Annotated in this window: 13 protein-coding genes, 4 tRNA genes and 1 pseudogene; 11 read left to right on the top strand and 7 right to left on the bottom strand. The window is 38.7% G+C overall.

Translation table 11 applies throughout. The annotated features are described in order from the left end of the window. Nucleotides 1–117 precede the first annotated feature (117 nt). Nucleotides 118–267, top strand: a pseudogene (locus ACPEH5_RS00705) (integrase); the annotation flags it as partial. Nucleotides 268–281: 14 nt separating this feature from the next. Here the strand turns inward: ACPEH5_RS00705 and ACPEH5_RS00700 are convergent. Continuing rightward, a tRNA-Lys gene (locus ACPEH5_RS00700) sits at nt 282–357 on the bottom strand. Between the two features lie 254 nt (nt 358–611). Between ACPEH5_RS00700 and cycA the strand changes: the two genes are divergently transcribed. Next, nucleotides 612–2012 carry a D-serine/D-alanine/glycine transporter gene (gene cycA / locus ACPEH5_RS00695; protein WP_042847937.1) on the top strand — a complete coding sequence of 467 codons (1401 nt, stop codon included), beginning with the start codon at nt 612–614 and terminating at the stop codon, nt 2010–2012. Between the two features lie 94 nt (nt 2013–2106). Here cycA and putP read toward each other — a convergent pair whose 3' ends face one another. Continuing rightward, nucleotides 2107–3591 (bottom strand): sodium/proline symporter PutP, encoded by a 1485-nt coding sequence (gene putP / locus ACPEH5_RS00690; RefSeq protein ID WP_423727010.1) that lies wholly within the window; start codon nt 3589–3591, stop codon nt 2107–2109. 500 nt (nt 3592–4091) lie between these two features. On the opposite strand from putP, the gene putA reads away from it, so the two are divergent. After that, nucleotides 4092–8075: a trifunctional transcriptional regulator/proline dehydrogenase/L-glutamate gamma-semialdehyde dehydrogenase gene (putA, locus tag ACPEH5_RS00685; RefSeq protein WP_240133555.1), complete on the top strand. Its 3984-nt coding sequence runs from the start codon at nt 4092–4094 to the stop codon at nt 8073–8075. Nucleotides 8076–8335: 260 nt separating this feature from the next. Here putA and fliZ read toward each other — a convergent pair whose 3' ends face one another. Continuing rightward, nucleotides 8336–8851 (bottom strand): flagella biosynthesis regulatory protein FliZ, encoded by a 516-nt coding sequence (gene fliZ / locus ACPEH5_RS00680; protein ID WP_042847941.1) that lies wholly within the window; start codon nt 8849–8851, stop codon nt 8336–8338. A gap of 1019 nt (nt 8852–9870) precedes the next feature. Between fliZ and ACPEH5_RS00675 the strand changes: the two genes are divergently transcribed. Together ACPEH5_RS00675 and ACPEH5_RS00670 are read left to right on the top strand one after the other, a co-directional pair. After that, complete coding sequence (locus tag ACPEH5_RS00675; RefSeq protein WP_042847942.1) at nt 9871–10179, top strand: DUF5339 domain-containing protein; 309 nt, start codon at nt 9871–9873, stop codon at nt 10177–10179. A gap of 180 nt (nt 10180–10359) precedes the next feature. Further along, complete coding sequence (locus tag ACPEH5_RS00670; RefSeq protein ID WP_129466683.1) at nt 10360–11055, top strand: hypothetical protein; 696 nt, start codon at nt 10360–10362, stop codon at nt 11053–11055. Nucleotides 11056–11113: 58 nt separating this feature from the next. On the opposite strand, the gene mgtA is transcribed toward ACPEH5_RS00670, so the two are convergent. The 4 genes from mgtA to cspE form a co-directional block, all read right to left on the bottom strand. Next, a complete protein-coding gene (mgtA, locus tag ACPEH5_RS00665) occupies nt 11114–13819 on the bottom strand; it encodes a magnesium-translocating P-type ATPase (protein ID WP_071547924.1) in 2706 nt (901 codons plus the stop codon). Nucleotides 13820–13968: 149 nt separating this feature from the next. Then, on the bottom strand, nt 13969–14667 hold the full coding sequence (locus ACPEH5_RS00660; protein WP_042847948.1) for an MgtC family protein: 699 nt from the start codon (nt 14665–14667) through the stop codon (nt 13969–13971). Between the two features lie 425 nt (nt 14668–15092). After that, on the bottom strand, nt 15093–15284 hold the full coding sequence (dsrB, locus tag ACPEH5_RS00655; protein ID WP_129466685.1) for a protein DsrB: 192 nt from the start codon (nt 15282–15284) through the stop codon (nt 15093–15095). 104 nt (nt 15285–15388) lie between these two features. Next, the gene (cspE, locus tag ACPEH5_RS00650; RefSeq protein ID WP_008911725.1) at nt 15389–15601 is read right to left on the bottom strand and encodes a transcription antiterminator/RNA stability regulator CspE; all 213 of its coding nucleotides are present in this window, start codon (nt 15599–15601) and stop codon (nt 15389–15391) included. A gap of 480 nt (nt 15602–16081) precedes the next feature. Between cspE and ACPEH5_RS00645 the strand changes: the two genes are divergently transcribed. The 6 genes from ACPEH5_RS00645 to bssS all read left to right on the top strand — a co-directional run bounded on the left by ACPEH5_RS00645 (nt 16082) and on the right by bssS (nt 19597). After that, the gene (locus ACPEH5_RS00645; RefSeq protein ID WP_042847955.1) at nt 16082–16585 is read left to right on the top strand and encodes a YlaC family protein; all 504 of its coding nucleotides are present in this window, start codon (nt 16082–16084) and stop codon (nt 16583–16585) included. A gap of 135 nt (nt 16586–16720) precedes the next feature. Then, a tRNA-Asn gene (locus ACPEH5_RS00640) sits at nt 16721–16796 on the top strand. A gap of 336 nt (nt 16797–17132) precedes the next feature. Then, a tRNA-Asn gene (locus ACPEH5_RS00635) sits at nt 17133–17208 on the top strand. A 600-nt stretch (nt 17209–17808) separates the two neighbouring features. Further along, nucleotides 17809–17884 (top strand) — tRNA-Asn (locus tag ACPEH5_RS00630). A gap of 191 nt (nt 17885–18075) precedes the next feature. After that, nucleotides 18076–19125, top strand: coding sequence for a dihydroorotase (pyrC, locus tag ACPEH5_RS00625; protein WP_281111204.1), 1050 nt, complete (start codon nt 18076–18078; stop codon nt 19123–19125). 217 nt (nt 19126–19342) lie between these two features. Next, nucleotides 19343–19597, top strand: coding sequence for a biofilm formation regulator BssS (gene bssS, locus ACPEH5_RS00620; RefSeq protein ID WP_042847959.1), 255 nt, complete (start codon nt 19343–19345; stop codon nt 19595–19597). Nucleotides 19598–19665 lie beyond the last annotated feature (68 nt).

Raw genomic sequence — 19665 nt, 5'->3', positions numbered from 1 at the left:
AACCCAGTGACCATTTGGAATATCGCAAGGGCCTCGCTTTCTAATTCGTCGCCGTTTTCGTTTTGGTACTCGGGATAAGTGGTGATGCAGTCAAGCCCAATCTATCATGGGGATTTCGGATGGAAAAACATTAAAATGGTTCTACGATATGCACACTTAACACCAGATCACTTAGCCAAACACGCCAAGCAAATTGATACAATATTTAATGCTCACGTCCCAAATACATCCCAAATGGTACGCATAAGTAACGCAACCAACACCTAACTTATTGAAAAACTTGGTGGGTTGTGGGGGGCTCGAACCCCCGACCTAATGATTAAGAGTCACCTACTCTACCAACTGAGCTAACAACCCAATACGAAATATTTAACGCCCATCAATTGATACAGTCAATACTATTCTGCTATTTTTATTACCTAAGTTAAATTTTAGTTGCGAATGTTAAATTTAGGATAATTATAGTTCGAATAAACATCACTCCGGTTCCAGTAAGGTAACTTTTCCTTACTCTAATTGAGATTTATGTCACAATATTTCATGCAAACATAACCACAAAATAAAAAAAGACTGTGGCTAACAATAACAAACCACTACGGACACTTTACAGTATGGAAGAAAATCCAACATCAACACCGAAGCAGCATAATGCTGACCGTAATCAATTAAAACGTAGCCTTAGTAACCGCCATATACAACTTATTGCAATTGGCGGCGCAATTGGAACCGGCCTATTTATGGGGTCAGGTAAAACTATCTCACTTGCTGGCCCGTCAATCATATTCGTATATATGATAATTGGTTTTGTGCTGTTTTTCGTTATGCGAGCGATGGGAGAGCTGCTGCTATCCAACCTTGATTATAAATCTTTTAGTGATTTTTCAACTGACTTAATTGGCCCATGGGCTGGCTTTTTTGTAGGTTGGACCTACTGGTTCTGCTGGGTTATCACAGGAATAGCGGATATTATTGCCATAACCTCCTATGTTAGTTTTTGGGCTCCGGAATTTCCAGAATGGGTAACCTCGTTTATCTGTGTGATCAGCCTACTCACCTTAAACCTTGTTTCAGTCAGGCTATTTGGTGAATTAGAGTTTTGGTTTGCAATGATAAAAATTGTTGCCATTGTTGCCTTAATTGCCGTAGGTGGGACGTTGATCGCCATGAACTTCCAGTCACCAACTGGGCATATCGCATCCTTAAATAATATTTGGAATGATGGCGGTATGTTCCCGATGGGAATAAGCGGTTTTTTTGCTGGCTTCCAAATTGCTATTTTTGCTTTCGTTGGGATTGAATTAGTAGGAACGGCAGCAGCAGAAACTCGAGATCCCGAAAAATCATTACCAAAAGCCATTAATGCAATCCCAATCCGAATTATTGCATTTTATGTTTTGTCCTTGATTGTTATTATGGCAGTAACGCCATGGAGAACTATCTTGGCTGATAAAAGCCCATTTGTAGAAATGTTTGTCCTTATCAGCCTCCCTGCTGCTGCAAGCATTGTCAATTTTGTGGTGTTAACTTCTGCGGCTTCATCAGCCAACAGTGGTGTATTTTCCACCAGTCGAATGTTATTTGGGCTGTCTAAAGAAGGGGATGCCCCAAAACAATTCAGCCAATTATCAAAAAAAGCTGTACCTGCAACAGGCCTAATATTTACTTGCATCTGTCTGAGCTTCGGCATCATTCTGATCTACTTTATTCCTGATATCATGCATGCATTTACATTGGTTACCACTGTGTCTGCTATCCTATTTATGTTTATTTGGAGTATGATCTTATATAGCTATTTGAATTTCCGTAAGAAACGACCAGAGATGCATAAATCTTCACGTTATAAAATGCCTGCGGGTATTGTTATGTCATGGTTAAGCTTAGCCTTTTTCGCCTTTATGGTGGTGTTACTGGCATTCCAACACGATACAAGACAGGCTTTAATTGCAACACCAGTCTGGTTTATCGTTTTGGCTATTGGTTACCAAATAGCTAAACGTAGGAAAGTTAATTAACCTTTGCCCATTAATTACTAGGCTGTTGATTTGACAAACAAAAAAGCCGAGCAATTGAAATTGCTCGGCTTTTTATCTTATCGGTACACCTCAATTAATGAGATTTATATTCCGCTTCCACTTCATCAAACCGTGCTTGTGCTGCCGCACTAGGCCCTTTAGTTACCATACTGACAACAATAATTGCTATTGTTGCAAACACAAAGCCTGGGATGATTTCATATAAATCGAACCATTTATATTTCATCCAAACTAATACGGTTACAGCACCCACCAACATACCTGCCAATGCGCCAGTACGAGTCATCCGCTTCCACATCACAGAGATTAATACTACTGGCCCAAATGCTGCACCAAATCCTGCCCATGCATTACTTACTAGCGCTAAAACTTTATTATTTGGGTCACGAGCAATATAAATAGCGATGGCTGCAACAACTAACACCATACCACGCCCGACCCAAACCAACTCTTTTTGGCTCGCTTTCTTCCGGAAAAATGGTTTATATAAATCTTCCGTTAACGCACTTGCACATACTAACAATTGGCAACTTAATGTGCTCATTACTGCCGCTAATATTGCAGATAACAAGATACCCGCTATCCATGGGTTAAACAGTATTCCGGTTAACTCCATGAAAATACGTTCACTATTATTCGACACTGAACCTGCTAAGCTTGGATTGTTTTCAAAATAAGCAATACCAAAGAAACCTACTGCAATAGTTCCCACTAAACATAAAACCATCCATGTCATACTAATACGACGTGCAGAACGAATAGTGCGATGGGAATCTGCAGCCATAAAACGCGCTAAAATGTGAGGCTGGCCAAAATAGCCTAACCCCCAGCCTAATAACGATAGGATGGCAACAAAGTTCATTCCTTTAAACATATCTAGGTATTCAGGGTTTTTCGCTTTTATAACTTCAATTGAAGTATCAATTCCACCTAATGAAAGGATCACCACGATAGGCGTCAGAATCAAAGCAAAAATCATTAATGACGCTTGAACGGTATCTGTCCAACTAACCGCCAAAAAACCCCCTAAAAAGGTATAAGCGATTGTCGCTAATGCACCTAACCACATGGCTTTTTCGTAGCTCATATTGAATGTGCTCTCAAACAGTAAACCGCCAGCAACAACGCCTGATGCACAGTAGATAGTAAAGAAAACTAAAATAACCACAGCGGAGATAATACGTAAAATTTTACTATTATCCTCAAAGCGGCTAGTGAAATAATCGGGTAAAGTTAAGGCATTGTTATTCTTTTCTGTTTGTACGCGTAAACGCCCAGCAACAAATAGCCAATTAAGGTAAGCCCCTAGGCTTAAACCAATTGCTATCCAGCTTTCAGAGATACCCGCCAAGAAAATAGCACCAGGTAACCCCATCAGCAACCAACCACTCATATCGGAAGCACCTGCAGATAATGCGGTGACAACACTCCCTAAGCTTCGGCCACCAAGAATATAATCATCAAAGTTTTTGGTCGAGCGATAGGCCAAGTAGCCGATTAATAACATGCCAGTAATGTATACGATGAACATAATGATCATCGGAGTGCTTACAGTCATCCGTTTTCTCCATTGAGTATTTTTAAAAATTGTTAGTTATCTTTATATAATTGCCTTTGATAACTTGTCACTTCATGGTGTTGCACTTTATTGCACTTTTTCATTTATCTCTATGAACACCAAATAGGCTGTGATTGTTTGCGTTGCACTAATTTTAATTTCTTAGCGACTCCATCCTAGACAGACTCCTATTAAATTAACAAGAAATTAACTATTTTTTATTCCATAAATAGAATCCATATCACAAATGTTAAAATTTAAAGTCGGATTTACAAATGAATGACTAACTAATACCACAACAACCCAAAGGTTATAACCATATGAAATATATACAAAATAAATAACCATAAATTGAGCAAATAATATTCACCATATAAAAACCAGATGTGTTTCACATTTCCCTCAGAAACCACGATTAACAATGTTGCACAAAGTTGCAACATTAGGATACTCTGATGTAACTTTTCGATTTAACCGACTCGTGAACTAGAGGAATTAAGATGAGTAGCACAACAACTATGGGTGTGAGACTTGATGAAGCAACTCGTGAACGCATTAAAAATGCCGCTCAACGTCTTGACCGCACATCACATTGGCTTATCAAACAAGCTATTTATAATTACCTAGAACAATTCGATAATGGCCAATTTCTTCCTGAGCTATCAGCCGATGTCGACGCAAAAGAAAACCAATCAACAGATGAAGACACAACGGTTGACTCTAGCTATCAGCCATTCTTAGATTTTGCAGAGCACATTTTACCACAATCTGTAAAACGCTCCGCAATTACTTCTGCCTATCGGGTTCCTGAAACACAAGCAGTACCGATGTTATTACAGCAAGCACAACTGCCCGTAGAACAAGCCGAAGCTGCTCATAAATTAGCCTATTCGATTGCCGAAAAATTACGTAACCAAAAAAATGGTGTCGGTCGTTCTGGCTTAGTTCAAGGTTTGCTACAGGAATTTTCCCTGTCCTCTCAAGAAGGTGTGGCATTAATGTGCCTAGCAGAAGCCCTACTTCGTATTCCAGATAAAGCAACCCGTGACGCCCTGATCCGCGATAAAATTAGTAATGGTAACTGGCAATCACACCTAGGCCAAAGTAGTTCAATGTTCGTTAATGCAGCAACATGGGGCCTTTTATTTACAGGTAAGTTGGTTTCTACCCACAACGAAGCAAAACTATCGACCTCTTTGAATCGGATCATTAGTAAAAGTGGTGAGCCTTTAGTCCGCAAAGGTGTTGATATGGCAATGCGCCTAATGGGGGAGCAATTCGTAACAGGAGAAACAATATCTCAAGCGCTAGCGAATGCACGCAAGCTTGAAGATAAAGGCTTCCGTTACTCTTACGATATGCTCGGAGAAGCTGCATTAACAGAAAAAGATGCCCAAGATTATATGGTATCTTACCAGCAAGCGATCCACGCGATTGGTAAAGCATCAAATGGACGCGGTATCTATGAAGGTCCGGGTATTTCGATTAAATTATCGGCGCTACACCCGCGTTATAGCCGTGCCCAATACTCACGCGTCATAGATGAATTATACCCACGTCTCTTGTCTTTAGTATTACAAGCACACCAATATGATATTGGTATTAATATTGACGCAGAAGAAGCTGACCGTTTAGAAATTTCTTTAGATTTATTAGAAAAACTCTGTTTTGAACCACAATTGGCGGGCTGGAATGGTATCGGCTTTGTTATTCAGGCCTACCAAAAGCGTTGCCCTTTTGTCATTGACTCTATTATCAATTTAGCTGAGCGTAGCCAACGCCGTTTGATGATCCGTCTGGTTAAAGGGGCTTATTGGGATAGTGAAATTAAACGTGCTCAAATTGACGGTTTAGAGGGTTACCCTGTTTATACTCGTAAGGTATATACTGACGTCTCTTATCTGGCTTGCGCTCGTAAATTATTGTCTGTACCAAATTTAATTTACCCTCAATTTGCGACACACAATGCACATACTCTTGCGGCTATCTACCAAATTGCAGGTAAAAACTATTACCCAGGGCAATATGAATTCCAATGCCTCCACGGTATGGGTGAACCTTTATATGAACAAGTCGTAGGCAAAGTTGCTGATGGTAAACTTAATCGCCCTTGCCGAATTTATGCGCCTGTTGGCACCCATGAAACCTTACTTGCCTATTTAGTTCGCCGATTACTGGAAAATGGCGCGAACACTTCATTTGTCAACCGTATTGCTGACGCAACTATTCCACTGGATGAGCTAGTCGCAGACCCAGTAAAAGACATCCTTGAATTATCAAAAACAGAAGGCCAAATTGGGCTACCGCACCCCAAAATCCCATTACCTCGCGATTTATATGGTCAAGATCGTGTAAATTCTATGGGCCTTGACCTTTCTAATGAACATCGCTTGGCGTCTTTATCTAGCGCTCTACTCAGTGCAGCAATGCAGCAAAAAATTGCCCAGCCGCTACTCGGTGGGGATTTCCAACCATCCCAAGCAATACCTGAATCGACACCAATCATTAACCCTGCATGTAATAAAGATATTGTCGGGCAAGTTCGTGAAACTACTGAGCAAGAGGCGGAACATGCCTTAAATATTGCCGATGAAGCAGGAACCATTTGGTTCGCAACGCCCCCTTCTGAACGTGCTGCTATCTTATTACGCGCAGCCGATCTGATGGAACAGCAATTGCAACCATTATTGGATGTCTTAGTACGTGAAGCGGGTAAAACCTACAATAATGCAATCGCTGAAGTCAGAGAGGCGGTAGATTTCCTCAATTATTATGCGACCCAAGTCAAAAATGACTTTGATAATAATACCCATCGACCGTTAGGTCCGATTGTCTGTATCAGTCCTTGGAACTTCCCATTGGCGATATTTTCAGGGCAAATTGCGGCAGCCCTTGCTGCAGGTAATACTGTCCTCGCCAAACCTGCTGAACAAACTCCGCTAATTGGTGCCATTGCTGTATCAATACTTCATCAAGCGGGAATACCGAGAGATGTATTACAGTTTTTACCCGGTAAAGGGGAAACTATCGGTGCACAGTTGGTTGGTGATAAGCGTGTTCGTGGTGTCATGTTTACAGGTTCAACTGAGGTTGCAGGGCTACTACAACGTAATATTGCTGGGCGTTTAGATGCACAAGGTCGCCCTACTCCGCTCATTGCAGAGACCGGGGGCTTGAATGCTATGATTGTCGATTCTTCTGCGCTAACAGAGCAAGTTATTGCTGATGTAGTTGCTTCTGCATTTGATAGTGCGGGTCAACGCTGCTCCGCGTTACGCATTTTATGCGTACAAGAAGATGTTGCCGATAGAACAATCCGCATGTTAAAAGGCGCAATGGAAGAATGCCGGATGGCTAACCCTGAGCACCTTTCTACTGATATTGGCCCAGTTATCGACCGCGAAGCAAAAGAAAATATTGAACAACATATTCAGCAAATGCGCAGTAAAGGGAAAGCCGTATTCCAAGCCGCTTTCGAAAACCCTGACGATCAACAAGAACAAACAGAAGGAACTTATGTTAAACCGACATTAATTGAACTAGATAATGTCAACGAGCTGAAAAAAGAAATTTTTGGCCCTGTTCTGCATGTTGTTCGCTTTAACCGTAATGAATTAGATGCCTTAGTAGACCAAATTAATGCAGCCGGTTATGGGTTAACTCTAGGTGTACACACTCGCATTGACGAAACAATTAACCAAGTTGTCTCTAAGGCTAAAGTCGGAAATTTATATGTTAACCGCAATATGGTCGGAGCGGTTGTTGGCGTTCAACCGTTTGGTGGAGAAGGCTTATCAGGCACAGGGCCTAAAGCTGGCGGTCCATTATACCTTTATCGTTTATTAAGTGAACGACCGGATAACGCAGTTTCAAATACATTAGAAAGACAAGATAATCATTTACCTATGGATGCAAGTGCTCGAGCAGATTTACTGTCATCTTTTGAGTCCTTTGCCCAATGGGTAGAAAAACAAAATAACATTATTGAACTTTCGGTAATTGAATTATTTACTCGCTATACACAAGCTGGAACCACCAGAGTGTTGCCAGGCCCAACAGGCGAAAGAAATACATATACCTTACGCCCACGTGGTTTAATTCTGTGTATTAGTGACAACGAAAAAGATTGTTTGATTCAGTTAGCCGCGGTTCTTTCCTCCGGTTGTCAGTCCTTATGGCCACAAAGCGAACTCCATCAAAAACTGTTTAAATCACTTCCTGAAAAAGTGAGAAAATCAATCTCATTGACTAAAAACTGGCAAGAAACGAAGGAGCCAATTGAAGGAGTGATTTATCACGGCGATAGTGATCAGTTAAAAGACGTTTGCGCAGCTATTGCACAACGTAAAGGGCCAATTATTTCAGTACAAGGATTTGAACGAGGTGAAACAAACTTGCTTATCGAACGCCTTGTTCATGAACGCTCCTTAAGTGTCAATACCGCAGCCGCGGGCGGTAACGCAAGCTTAATGACCATCGGCTAAAAAACAAAAGACCTAGTTTCACCGTACATGAGACTAGGTCTTTACTTTATAGTGCTATTCATTATTTACTTATCCCTTGAATATTCAACCTTCCATATTTTTTATCAAATGAGAATAATGAATTTTGGGGCATTATTTCGAATAATAATTCATTTTATAACAATAGGTTAATACTATAAAAACGCAAAAGGTGCCCTACGGACACCAATTCATTAAATTATAACAATGAAAATAGCTATTATTTATGTATTTTCAATATGTTATTGAGTTTTTTCTGATTCCCAGAATAAATACTGCTCATACTTGCGCAAGGCAATATTATAGTTACTAAATGCAGAGTCTGTCATTTTTTCACTTAACTGTTCTTGAACCTTACTTGCAGTAAATTCTTTCATAGAAAAGTTAGATGAAGATAACAACTCATCTAAGCGGCGTAAGCGAACAACATATTCGCGAACAGTACTATGGCTCATCTCAGTCTGTAAGAATAAATACTGTTTAAATGACATGATATCAAAATAATCAGTATTACTATTGCAATAAATCTCACTACAAAAGCGGCAAAGTGCAGTAAATTTACCTTGTAGTTCCCCCCAAGTACTTTCATCGACCAATTCAGTCATATCAGCGATAGCTTCTTTATTTAAGATGTCATCGTTGAAAACCAAAGAGATACGATCCAAAGTTTTGTGACAATGTGCACAATGAGTTTGACTATGTTTAAAATCTTTAATGTAACGACTCAGAGGCCGTTTCTTTACAATAGAAGCAGACATAATGGTAAAGCCCTGTGTGTAAGTCTAAATATAAAATTGTAACTAGATAAATCAAGCTACATACATTACATGCCCATAGCATTAATAGAATATCTGCTATGTTGCATAGTGATACGAGTAACCCCGCATCTCGCCCTCTTACTTTCTCTTTAGGAGAATGATCCTCCTGAGAATGTAGTGTAAGAAAATTTAATACCCTTTATTTGAAGCATTCTAACTTGTATTTCGCTCTTTGGCGAATTTCAACAGTGAGTCAATTTTGGTATGAATTTGATTTAGCGTCAACCTAATTAACCTAAATACCGTTAACTCTGTACACTTATTGTTAACCTACCAAATAGCGACATGAGCTGTTCAGACTGCCTAAAGGCAAAGACTTTACCTTATAATTTCATCTTCGTACAAAGAAAATTTGATTTAAAAATCAAACTTATACATATACAAAGGTTTTATTCGTAAATTTGTGAAGCAGCTCACTTTTCGTATCTATAGTTGCATCTTAAATGTACAGATATTAATTCTAAAAATATTTAATAAAGCCAATTCATCACTCACATGTAAACATTTAGTTACAATTGACCCTTGTTTTAATCAATAGATACCGCATATAACAAAGTATTATAATAAATATAAAAATGTTATATGACCCCATAAAGTTAAGTAAATATGCGTAACATTAGGGTAAGCATATTTTTCAATTCAAAATATGTTTACCCCAATAATATGTAAGCAACGTCATTTTCTTCGCTAAATTTTGAAATGTTTTATCTTAGTACCCAGTACTTACTTCGAATGCATGTCTCATGACAACAACTCAATACACTGATAAACAATGATTTTATCGCTATAAGAATAATAGCAATCTAAAATAAAAAATATCCCGATATTATTATCCAACCTTTCGCATATATCACTATATTATTGAAGTATTATTTTAGGATTTGTTACGTTTGATATTAAAAACATCTCTTATATACTTCGTTTTGCTATATAAATAAATAAATTTAATAAGGTTGATTATGAAAAAGTTAATTTTAGCTTGTGGTATGGGTTTATTGGCACTGACGATCACTGCTTGTTCAGAGGAAGAGAAAAAAGGTGAAGTTGCTGGTGCAACTGAAACTTGTAATACTTACTTCGCTGAAGTTGATAGCTTAATTGCTAAAGCTTCAGAAAACCCTCAAGCAAAAGCACAGTTGGATGCAATGAAAGGTCAACTGGAAGAAGGTAAAAAGCAAGTTGCAGCACTACCTAAAGACCAGCAAGACAAAGCTTGCCAACAAGGTATTGATGCGATGAAACAAATGAAAACGGCTTTAGGTCTATAATAAAGAATTATTTAGATTAGTCAGTTTTCCAAAAAGAGCCCTATTGCGGCTCTTTTTTATTTCCTTAACTCCCTAGAAAATCATGCCTTCCTATACATTCAATTTTCCCATAGTTTTTTGCAAGCTTATCCCCCCTTAACTTTATAGAATTAAATTGATTTAATACATTAAGGAAAAATAATGAGCGTGCATTTAAACCAAGTTATCAAGTCACCCAAGCCATTTATCACTATAACAAAAGGTTGTAGTAAATTTAGCCATAAAATCAAAGAAGCTTTAAATATCAATAGTAAAAAAATAGAACTTAAATTTGAGGGTAATACGATTACGTTAAATGAAAGTAAAATAGTGAGAAAACTAAAATCTCAAATTGAAACGGCTGATAAATTAGAAAAATTTAAAATAAGCGAAAAGAAAATTCAAATCGGCAGCACTATCAATAGAGCTATTGATGAAACAAGGGAAGAATTATCGGATAAACTAAATAAAACAAAAGTCTCTCTTACCTCTAGCGATAAAAAAGAAATTTTTCATCGTGTTGCGAAAAAATGTGGCATTTCTGAGTCTGAGATTGATACAAATGCATCTCAGCAATTTATTAAGCACCTTCTTTCTCAGCAAAAACAGATACAAAAAGTAATTACACATGATTTATTCCTTAACAAAGAACAGCCGAATGGAGATAACGCGGCTGTAACAAAATATGTAATTGGTACACTCAATGCCAGAGTTCAGGAAATTTTTTTCCCGGATATTAATTTTAAGAAAATCAAAGATTGCGCAGAATCTGAAACTAAGGAATTACTAGAAAATAAACTCAACCAAGCAAATAATGAGATTGTTACTTTATACTTTTCAATCGAAAAAAAAAGGTGATTTAGTTGGAGATAGGGAGAGCAGTCCTTGCCCTCCCTTTTTCTTATTTAACAACCTATTATAGCCAGGTCCCAAAACGTTTAATATAAAACTGCTTCATCAATTGAGCAACAACACAATAGCTCACCAATGTTAATACTAACCATGGGAAATACTCTATTGGTAATGGTTGTAACCCGATCATTTCACCAAATGAAGAGAATGGAATATATAAACCTAATGCCATAATTAGCCCTGTTGTTAATAACACAGGTAATGCCGCTGTACTTTGAATAAACGGAATTTTTTGTGTTCTTAGCATATGGACAACTAATGTTTGCGAGAGCAAACCCTCAACAAACCAACCTGACTGGAAAAGCGCTTCATGGGCAACACTATTTGCTTGGAACACATACCACATCAAGGCGAAAGTTGTGATATCAAAAATTGAAGAGGTTGGCCCAATCCAAATCATAAAACGCCCGATATTTTTCGCATCCCATTTACGAGGTCGTTTTAAAAACTCTTTATCCATTTTATCCCAAGGTAATGCTAGTTGGGAAATATCGTACAGTAAATTTTGAACGAGCAAGTGAATGGCTAGCATAGGAAGGAATGGAATAAATGCACTGGCAATTAATACCGAAAATACATTACCAAAGTTTGAACTTGCAGTCATATTTAAATATTTAATAATATTACCAAAAGTCTCTCTTCCTTTAATAACCCCCTGCTCTAACACCATTAAATCTTTTTCTAGCAAAATAATATCTGCTGATTCCTTGGCGATATCTGTTCCAGTATCAACAGAAATCCCCACATCGGCATCTCGTAAAGCAGGAGCGTCATTGATCCCATCACCCAAGAAACCGACAGTATGACCGTTCGCTTGTAACCTTTTTAAAATACGCGATTTTTGTAATGGCGTTAATTTACAAAAAACAGAAACTTGCTCTACTTTTTGACTTAATTCTTCATCAGATAATGCTTCCACTTCTAAACCTGACATGATTTCACTAATATTTAGCCCTACATCATGACAAATTTTTTCGGTAATAATGGCATTATCACCCGTCAGAACTTTAACAGTAACCCCATTTTCACGCAGTGCAGCAATTGCAGAAATAGCGCTTTCCTTTGCTGGGTCAAGGAATGTTAAAATACCTTGTAACTCCAATTGTTGCTCCGCTTGTGCAGATAAGGGCAAACTAGCTTCCGCATCATTTAACTGGCGAGTCGCAAGTAACAACACACGAAAACCTTGCCTGTTATAGTCACTTACTAGCTCAGTTATTTTCGCCCTCGCCTGCTCATCAAGTAAATAAGACTGTCCATCCTGCTGATAATGTTGACATACTGCCAGCATTTCTTCGGCTGCCCCCTTGCATATTAACAAGGCCTCTCCTGAAGGGGTTCTAACCGTCACTGATAATTTACGTCTGATAAAATCAAACGGTAATTCATCAATTTTCTGAAATGCTTTTAGTTTTTCAACTTCACTATTCCCTCTTCCTCGGCGAATTATCGCCTGATCCATCATGTTTTTAGTGCCGCTTTGATGGAAACTATTGAGCCACCCCAATTGCAAAATTTGACTATTTTTCTGCCCATTATTGTCTAAATAGTGTTCTAAAATAATTTTATCTTGCGTTAACGTCCCTGTTTTATCAGTACAAAGTACGTCCATGGCACCAAAGTTTTGAATAGCATTTAACCTTTTGACAATAACTTTGTGCTTTGACATTGCTATTGCGCCTTTAGCTAGATTCGAGCTAACGATCATCGGTAACATTTCTGGCGTTAACCCAACAGCAACTGCTAGTGAAAATAGCGTAGCTTCAAACCAATCTCCTTTTGTAAAGCCATTAATCAGTAGCACGATAGGTACCATGACTAACATAAAACGGATCAGTAACCAACTTACACTATTAACACCACGGTCGAATGACGTTTGCGCCCGACTACCAACAATGGATTTAGCTAATGACCCTAAATATGTGTTTGACCCTGTGGCAACCACAATTCCACGCGCTGTTCCACTGGTTACATTGGTCCCCATCAAACAAATATTGGATATTTCTAATAACTCGTTTTCTGTTGGTGAAACAGGTTCTAAACTTTTAGCAGAAATATCACCTAGAGTATCATATTTTTCTACCGGTATAGATTCTCCGGTTAAGATAGCTTGGCTTATAAATAAGTCTCTCGATTCAACCAATTTTAAATCTGCAGGAACCATGTCACCGGCAGATAATAAAACAATATCACCGGGTACTAAGCATTTGATCGGCACTTCTTTTCGAGTAGAACGACCTGTTTTATTATCACGTCGAAATACGGTAGCAGTGGTACGTACTAATGATTTCAAGGCTTCAGCAGCTTTATTAGTTCGGTACTCCTGCCAAAAACGAAGTAACCCACTCAGCAAAACCATTGTAATAATGATTATTACACCAGTTAAATCAGTCTCATCACCTTGTCGCTCAGGTATAAGATAGTCAGTAAAAAAACTCACTATTGCCAATATAATGAGTACGAATATGAATGGATTTTTAAAAGAAATGAGTAATTGCTTCCAAGCAGGAGGCGCTTTTTCATGAGCAACTTCATTTTCCCCTTCAGTAACAAGGCGGTCCATCGCCTCATTTTCTGTCAGACCTAATAAATTCGTTTGATATTCATTAAGTACTTGCTCAATATTTTTACTGGCCTGTTCGCCAACAATAAATTTTTGGCGAACAGGAGCAGCTTTAACGCTTTTGCGTTGATGTCTTATTTCAGTCATAGCGTTGTCTCTAATACAACAATTGCCTATTTTTACGCTACCTAACCAAAATAAAAACCTTTTAATTATCCGTTAGATAGCTCCATTTTCTACTCCATGACGGAGGGTGATCGTCCATTTCGGCTCCTATAGTGAGTTAATTTCTAACATCAGGCGGGTAGCTCTGATGCCACTTTCCAATTGATAGCACTGACACTTTGCTCAAGGCTTATTCGGCATACCAATGCTTCGATTTCTTTCTGCTCGGCAGGTGTTGCTAAAAATTCAGCACACACTTCCAGTTGTTCTGGCTTTAAAGTGTCCGCGCTACTCAAAGACCGTAAACGAATATGTAAGCCATTAATGGCTTGCAAGATAAGTGTTCTTACTAGGATTTCATCGGTTTGATGACACATAACGCGAATTTTATAGCGCTGCTCTACATCAAGAGCTTGCTGCTGTGGTTGCTTATTGATCCGCGAAGCCGCTTCCCTTAGTAAAATATTGGCACATAAAATTAACAATGTGGCCATCAAGGCCAGTGAGTACTGGCCTAATCCACACAACACGCCGATCCCTGCTGAGCACCAAAGAGTTGCCGCGGTATTTAAGCCACGAATATTCATACCTTCACGCATAATGACGCCTGCGCCCAGAAAACCAATTCCTGAGACAACTTGCGCCGCGATACGGCCCGGGCTATCTGGTGATGTTGTCACCGAACTTAAAATAAATACCGCAGCACCTGTAGCCACTAAAGCATTGGTTCTAAGGCCAGCCATTCGTTGACGCCATTGGCGTTCAGCACCGATTAATGCGCCAAAGCACATTGCAGAAAGCAGATTTAAAATATCAGGAGAAAAAAGCATAGTAGCTCCTCCAAAAACAGCTTGGATAATGAGACTTACATGCTTAATAAAAAGCACATAGCCATATTTTGAGTAAATAAATTACCCTAAAAATTATTGGCTATTGCCTGGAGGGAATAGAGAGTAAATATATACCAACATGATACACACTCAACATAGCAGTAATACACTGACTAAACTAAATAGCAGAGAGTACTTTGTTTATAATATAAGGGTGTGTGTGAAGAAAAATATCAGACACCGCCCGCCTTAGTGGCAAGCAGCGAAAAGAAAAGACGATTACTGGCTTGCCGTTAAATTAAGTTTTTATTCCAACTCTGACTGTCCAAGTAATAATCTCCTAAGTAAAAGATGGGTGGAGTATAGGTGGGGAAATTTATGATGTAAAGAACAAAGTGTTAATTTATTTTAAATAAAGTAAAACTCTACCCTTCAATTGGGACAACAAAAGTCCCTTCATCACCATCTTTTTCATTAAAAAACCAAATACCTTCTGGGTAGTCCGGCAATGAAACTAAATACATGACGCCTTCATTGAAAGGTTCAATGAGTAAAATTTTACCTTCTCGGCGCTCTTGCCCATCGGTTTTTACATAAACACGGTCATTAATATTCATAACACTTAGTTTCCAATGAAATGATGTTAATCATAAATGTAATAAAAACGAAAAAGCCCGTCATTAGAAATGACGGGCTTTAGAAAATCAGTTAAGCAATAAGCTTAGATTGCAGTTACGTTAGCAGCTGCTGGGCCTTTTGCACCGTTTTCAATGGTGAATTCAACTTGCTGGCCTTCAGCCAGAGTTTTGAAACCAGCGCCCTGAATGGCAGAGAAGTGGACGAAAACGTCTTTGCTACCATCAGCAGGAGTGATGAAACCGAAGCCTTTAGACTCGTTGAACCACTTAACTTGACCTTTCATTTTGTCGGACATTTGACTTTTCCTATATAACATCAAAAAAACTTGCCTTTTTGGCATATACGGGCCAGAGTCAACTATTTAATCAGGAAAACACCAAGATGAAGCGTCACGGTCAAAGGCTATCTGTGATAACTTTCTTCTTTAGAACACACTAACTTAGTAATCATACATCAAATAGGACTGCTAAACAGGCCGATACTCATTAACTCATGACTTAAAGATAATAGCAACTATTTTATATGTTCAAACGCTAAAATTGTGCATTTTTTTCGAGTTCGTCACTTTTACAGGCTATAATGTTAATAAAAACACTGCATTTGGTTGATAGTTTACAAAAAAAATTTAATAAAAAGAGCCCCGTTTTATAAAAAGACAATCAAGAAATGCCCACCACAATGACAATCCCAGTAAATATTTTTCTTAACTGATATATAACAATCGAATCTGCTCGTGATACTCTCCTAGTATAGATATCTGACAGAGAGTTATCACATGGATATTATCAAACAAATACTCATTGAAGATTTAGATGCCATCAATAAACGCGAAAAACGTGATGGTAAGCCTTACTTTAATAGCCAGTTCCTTGGTAATCACCCTTACTTATGTATCGGTATGGTCGCCGCTTATATCCCTCTTGCTATTATTCTTTGGTACGCGCCATATTTTGGCCCTTATTGGACACTCGGTATTACTGTCTTATTTTTAGTTTTAGCCAGTGTTTTACTTTTTGATATTAAACCCGTTTATCACTTTGAAGATATCGGCGTATTAGATTTACGTGTTTGCTATAACGGTGAGTGGTTTGTCACTGAGCCAGTTTCAGATAACGCAGTGCGTAAAATACTTGATTCGAAAGAGGTTAGCCAAGCCATTAAGCAAGAAATATCACGTTTAATTGCCTTGAAAGGGGAAATTTCATTTTATGATATTTATCATGTCGTTTTCCCTGAAGTTTCTACGCCATTACAAGGTAAATTAGCAACACAAAATTAATGCATTATCAATTAGCTAGCGTAAAAGTTAGCCATAATGAACAGTGAGTGAGCAATTAGATTTTTTTTGTGTTTTTACCGTTGACAGCCTGAGTCGATCTCGTTAATATTCGCCTCGTTCTCAGGAACAAGCAATTCCTCCATAGTTCAGTCGGTAGAACGGCGGACTGTTAATCCGTATGTCGCTGGTTCAAGTCCAGCTGGAGGAGCCAAATTTAAGAAGCCCGCCTAGTGCGGGCTTTTTGTTATCCATACCTATCCTCTCTTTTTTATTTCATATCATTGTTGATGCAAATTATTGGTTCAACGAATAACTTCACTTTCGTTGTACTTATAGCTTATCAGCACTATCGGCAAAAAAATGGTTCGCCTTTTTATTCCTTTCTGTCATCTATGACTATCTTAACTTCCTGAATTTTGATACATATTGGGGTAGATAACCATCAAATTGCTTACTTAACACGCAGTTAATCATTTTTTTTATTTTTATGCTTTACAACTGAGTATAGGATGGGTAATATGCGCCTCGTTCTCAGGAACAAAGCAATTCCTCCATAGTTCAGTCGGTAGAACGGCGGACTGTTAATCCGTATGTCGCTGGTTCAAGTCCAGCTGGAGGAGCCAAATTTAAGAAGCCCGCCTAGTGCGGGCTTTTTGCTATCTATTCCTACTGAGTACCCACCACACACAAACTGGTTATATACCGTAAAGCCCCCATTATAAATTCCCCCGTATATTTTCAATCACTCTTTTTCAAGGAAAATTTGTTTTATCGCTTGTCGTAACCATTGATGTGCAGGGTCTCTATCTAAACGCAGATGCCAAACTTGGACAATAAATAGCGCTCTCAAAGCAAAAAGCGTATTAGCTGGCTTAATACTTCTGTTACCCGCGGTTTGCTAAATGGCGTTCGACAACCCGTGTTAGTTATCCCTCTTTAACGCTTCTAGGTCTTTTGACGACCAAATCGTGTTTACAAACTCAGTGATTAGCCACAAGTTAGTCACTGAAATAACAACCTAAAATTTAGCCACGAACAGATGATAGAGGTTTACCTTTTGACTCATTTACCTATCAGCATGAACCTCAATTCACTGTCACCAAATCATTTTCGATCAAACTTCCCTCAGTTCGCACAGATAACAGCCAAACGAACTTTTTTTTCGATATTCTCCTTTGACAATCCAGTAAGAGAAAGCTAATATCCTCTGCGTACCAAGGAGTTCCTCCATAGTTCAGTCGGTAGAACGGCGGACTGTTAATCCGTATGTCGCTGGTTCAAGTCCAGCTGGAGGAGCCAATCATTTAGAAAAGCCTGCTTAATCATTAAGCAGGCTTTTTGCTTTTGGTACATTAATCTCCCCCTCATCTATCTATGACATTAACCTTAATTGTGATTTCTCATAGCTATTTTTTGACTTTCCCTTTATCATTCTATCCCGGCTTGAGCACCCGCTCATCACCCCTCTCTACCCTTATGGAGCCGGTTTAATGACAACTGTAACTACCCTAACAATCCGCCGCCCTGATGATTGGCATGTTCATTTTCGCGATGATGATATGTTAAAAGCGGTCGTTCCCTATACGAGTGAATTTTTTGGCCGTGCCATTGTCATGCCTAATCTTGTCCCCCCAGTGACGACAATTGAAGCGGCAAAAGCTTATCGTGAACGTATTATTCAAGCCGTTCCAGAAGGTCACCAATTTACCCCCTTGATGACATGTTACCTCACTGATAGCACTGACCCTGTTGAGCTGATTAAAGGCTTCCATGAAGGGGTATTTACGGCTTGTAAATTGTATCCTGCCAATGCGACAACTAATTCCAGCCATGGTGTCTCAGATATCAAAAAGATTTATCCCGTACTAGAGGCTATGGAACAAGCAGGTATGCCCTTGCTAATTCATGGGGAAGTAACCGCTAGCCATATTGATATTTTTGACCGTGAAGCGCTGTTTATAGAACACGTTATGCTACCTTTGCGCGCGCAGTTTCCACAATTAAAGGTTGTGTTTGAGCATATCACGACCAAAGAAGCTGCCCAATACGTCCAAGAAGCAAATGAATATACCGCAGCCACATTGACACCACAGCATTTAATGTTTAACCGTAATCACATGTTAGTCGGTGGTGTCAGGCCACATTTATTCTGCTTACCTATTTTAAAACGTAACGTTCACCAAGAAGCACTACGCTCAGCGGTAGCATCAGGCTGTGACCGTTTTTTCCTAGGTACCGATACGGCTCCACATGTGCAATCACGTAAAGAATCATCTTGTGGGTGTGCTGGCGTGTTTAATGCGCCAACTGCATTAGCCGCTTATGCCACTGTTTTTGAAGAGCTTGGTGCTCTAGCACACTTCGAAGCATTCTGTTCACTCAATGGCCCTAAGTTTTATAATTTACCTGTTAACGACGGGTTTATTACATTAACTAAAGAGCCCAATATTACTTGTGAATCAATTGATTGTTGTAATGACAAGCTGATCCCTTTCTTAGCAGGTGAGGACTCTCAGTGGACAATCGCACTTTCTAAATAATTAGCACTTATAGGAAGCTATTTGGGCTTCCTATATTACTTTTTATAGTCATACTCACCATTTTTGTGCATTTCCTGCCATTTATACAAAAAAAATTTTTAATTGCTTCCTTATTAGCGAAATCTCCTTATACTAAAAGTGGCTTCATTTCGAGAACATTGCTCTTAGTCAGTTATAGATATTTACTATTTATCACGCTGTTTGATTAGGAGGTTTCATGAATAGAAAAGATGATGTTATTCAAACTCACCCAGTTGTTGGCTGGGACATCAGCACAGTAGATTCCTACGATGCGATGATGTTGCGTTTGCACTACCTCCCTGAACAAGATAAAAACTCAGGAGATGCCATTGTGGATAAAACTATGTGGCTAACGACTGATGTTGCTAAGCAATTGATTAATATACTTCAAGCTGGCGTAGATAAGATAGAGTCAGGCGAATATATCGAACTTAATCTTAAAACACACTAGGGAAATGAATGGATATTTAAGAATTTAATATCCATTTTATTTTATATAATATTCACCAAACAAGTAGT

Origin of the sequence: Providencia sp. NPDC089933 (assembly GCF_049545585.1) — a bacterium.
Lineage (GTDB): Bacteria > Pseudomonadota > Gammaproteobacteria > Enterobacterales > Enterobacteriaceae > Providencia > Providencia huashanensis.
This window is presented reverse-complemented; position numbering and strand designations above follow the sequence as displayed.

Excerpts from the sequence above, each read along its gene's own strand:
- cycA (WP_042847937.1), top strand. The coding sequence starts at position 612 with ATGGAAGAAAATCCAACATCAACACCGAAGCAGCATAATGCTGACCGT.
- putP (WP_423727010.1), bottom strand. The coding sequence starts at position 3,591 with ATGACTGTAAGCACTCCGATGATCATTATGTTCATCGTATACATTACT.
- putA (WP_240133555.1), top strand. The coding sequence starts at position 4,092 with ATGAGTAGCACAACAACTATGGGTGTGAGACTTGATGAAGCAACTCGT.
- fliZ (WP_042847941.1), bottom strand. The coding sequence starts at position 8,851 with ATGTCTGCTTCTATTGTAAAGAAACGGCCTCTGAGTCGTTACATTAAA.
- ACPEH5_RS00675 (WP_042847942.1), top strand. The coding sequence starts at position 9,871 with ATGAAAAAGTTAATTTTAGCTTGTGGTATGGGTTTATTGGCACTGACG.
- ACPEH5_RS00670 (WP_129466683.1), top strand. The coding sequence starts at position 10,360 with ATGAGCGTGCATTTAAACCAAGTTATCAAGTCACCCAAGCCATTTATC.
- mgtA (WP_071547924.1), bottom strand. The coding sequence starts at position 13,819 with ATGACTGAAATAAGACATCAACGCAAAAGCGTTAAAGCTGCTCCTGTT.
- ACPEH5_RS00660 (WP_042847948.1), bottom strand. The coding sequence starts at position 14,667 with ATGCTTTTTTCTCCTGATATTTTAAATCTGCTTTCTGCAATGTGCTTT.
- dsrB (WP_129466685.1), bottom strand. The coding sequence starts at position 15,284 with ATGAATATTAATGACCGTGTTTATGTAAAAACCGATGGGCAAGAGCGC.
- cspE (WP_008911725.1), bottom strand. The coding sequence starts at position 15,601 with ATGTCCGACAAAATGAAAGGTCAAGTTAAGTGGTTCAACGAGTCTAAA.
- ACPEH5_RS00645 (WP_042847955.1), top strand. The coding sequence starts at position 16,082 with ATGGATATTATCAAACAAATACTCATTGAAGATTTAGATGCCATCAAT.
- pyrC (WP_281111204.1), top strand. The coding sequence starts at position 18,076 with ATGACAACTGTAACTACCCTAACAATCCGCCGCCCTGATGATTGGCAT.
- bssS (WP_042847959.1), top strand. The coding sequence starts at position 19,343 with ATGAATAGAAAAGATGATGTTATTCAAACTCACCCAGTTGTTGGCTGG.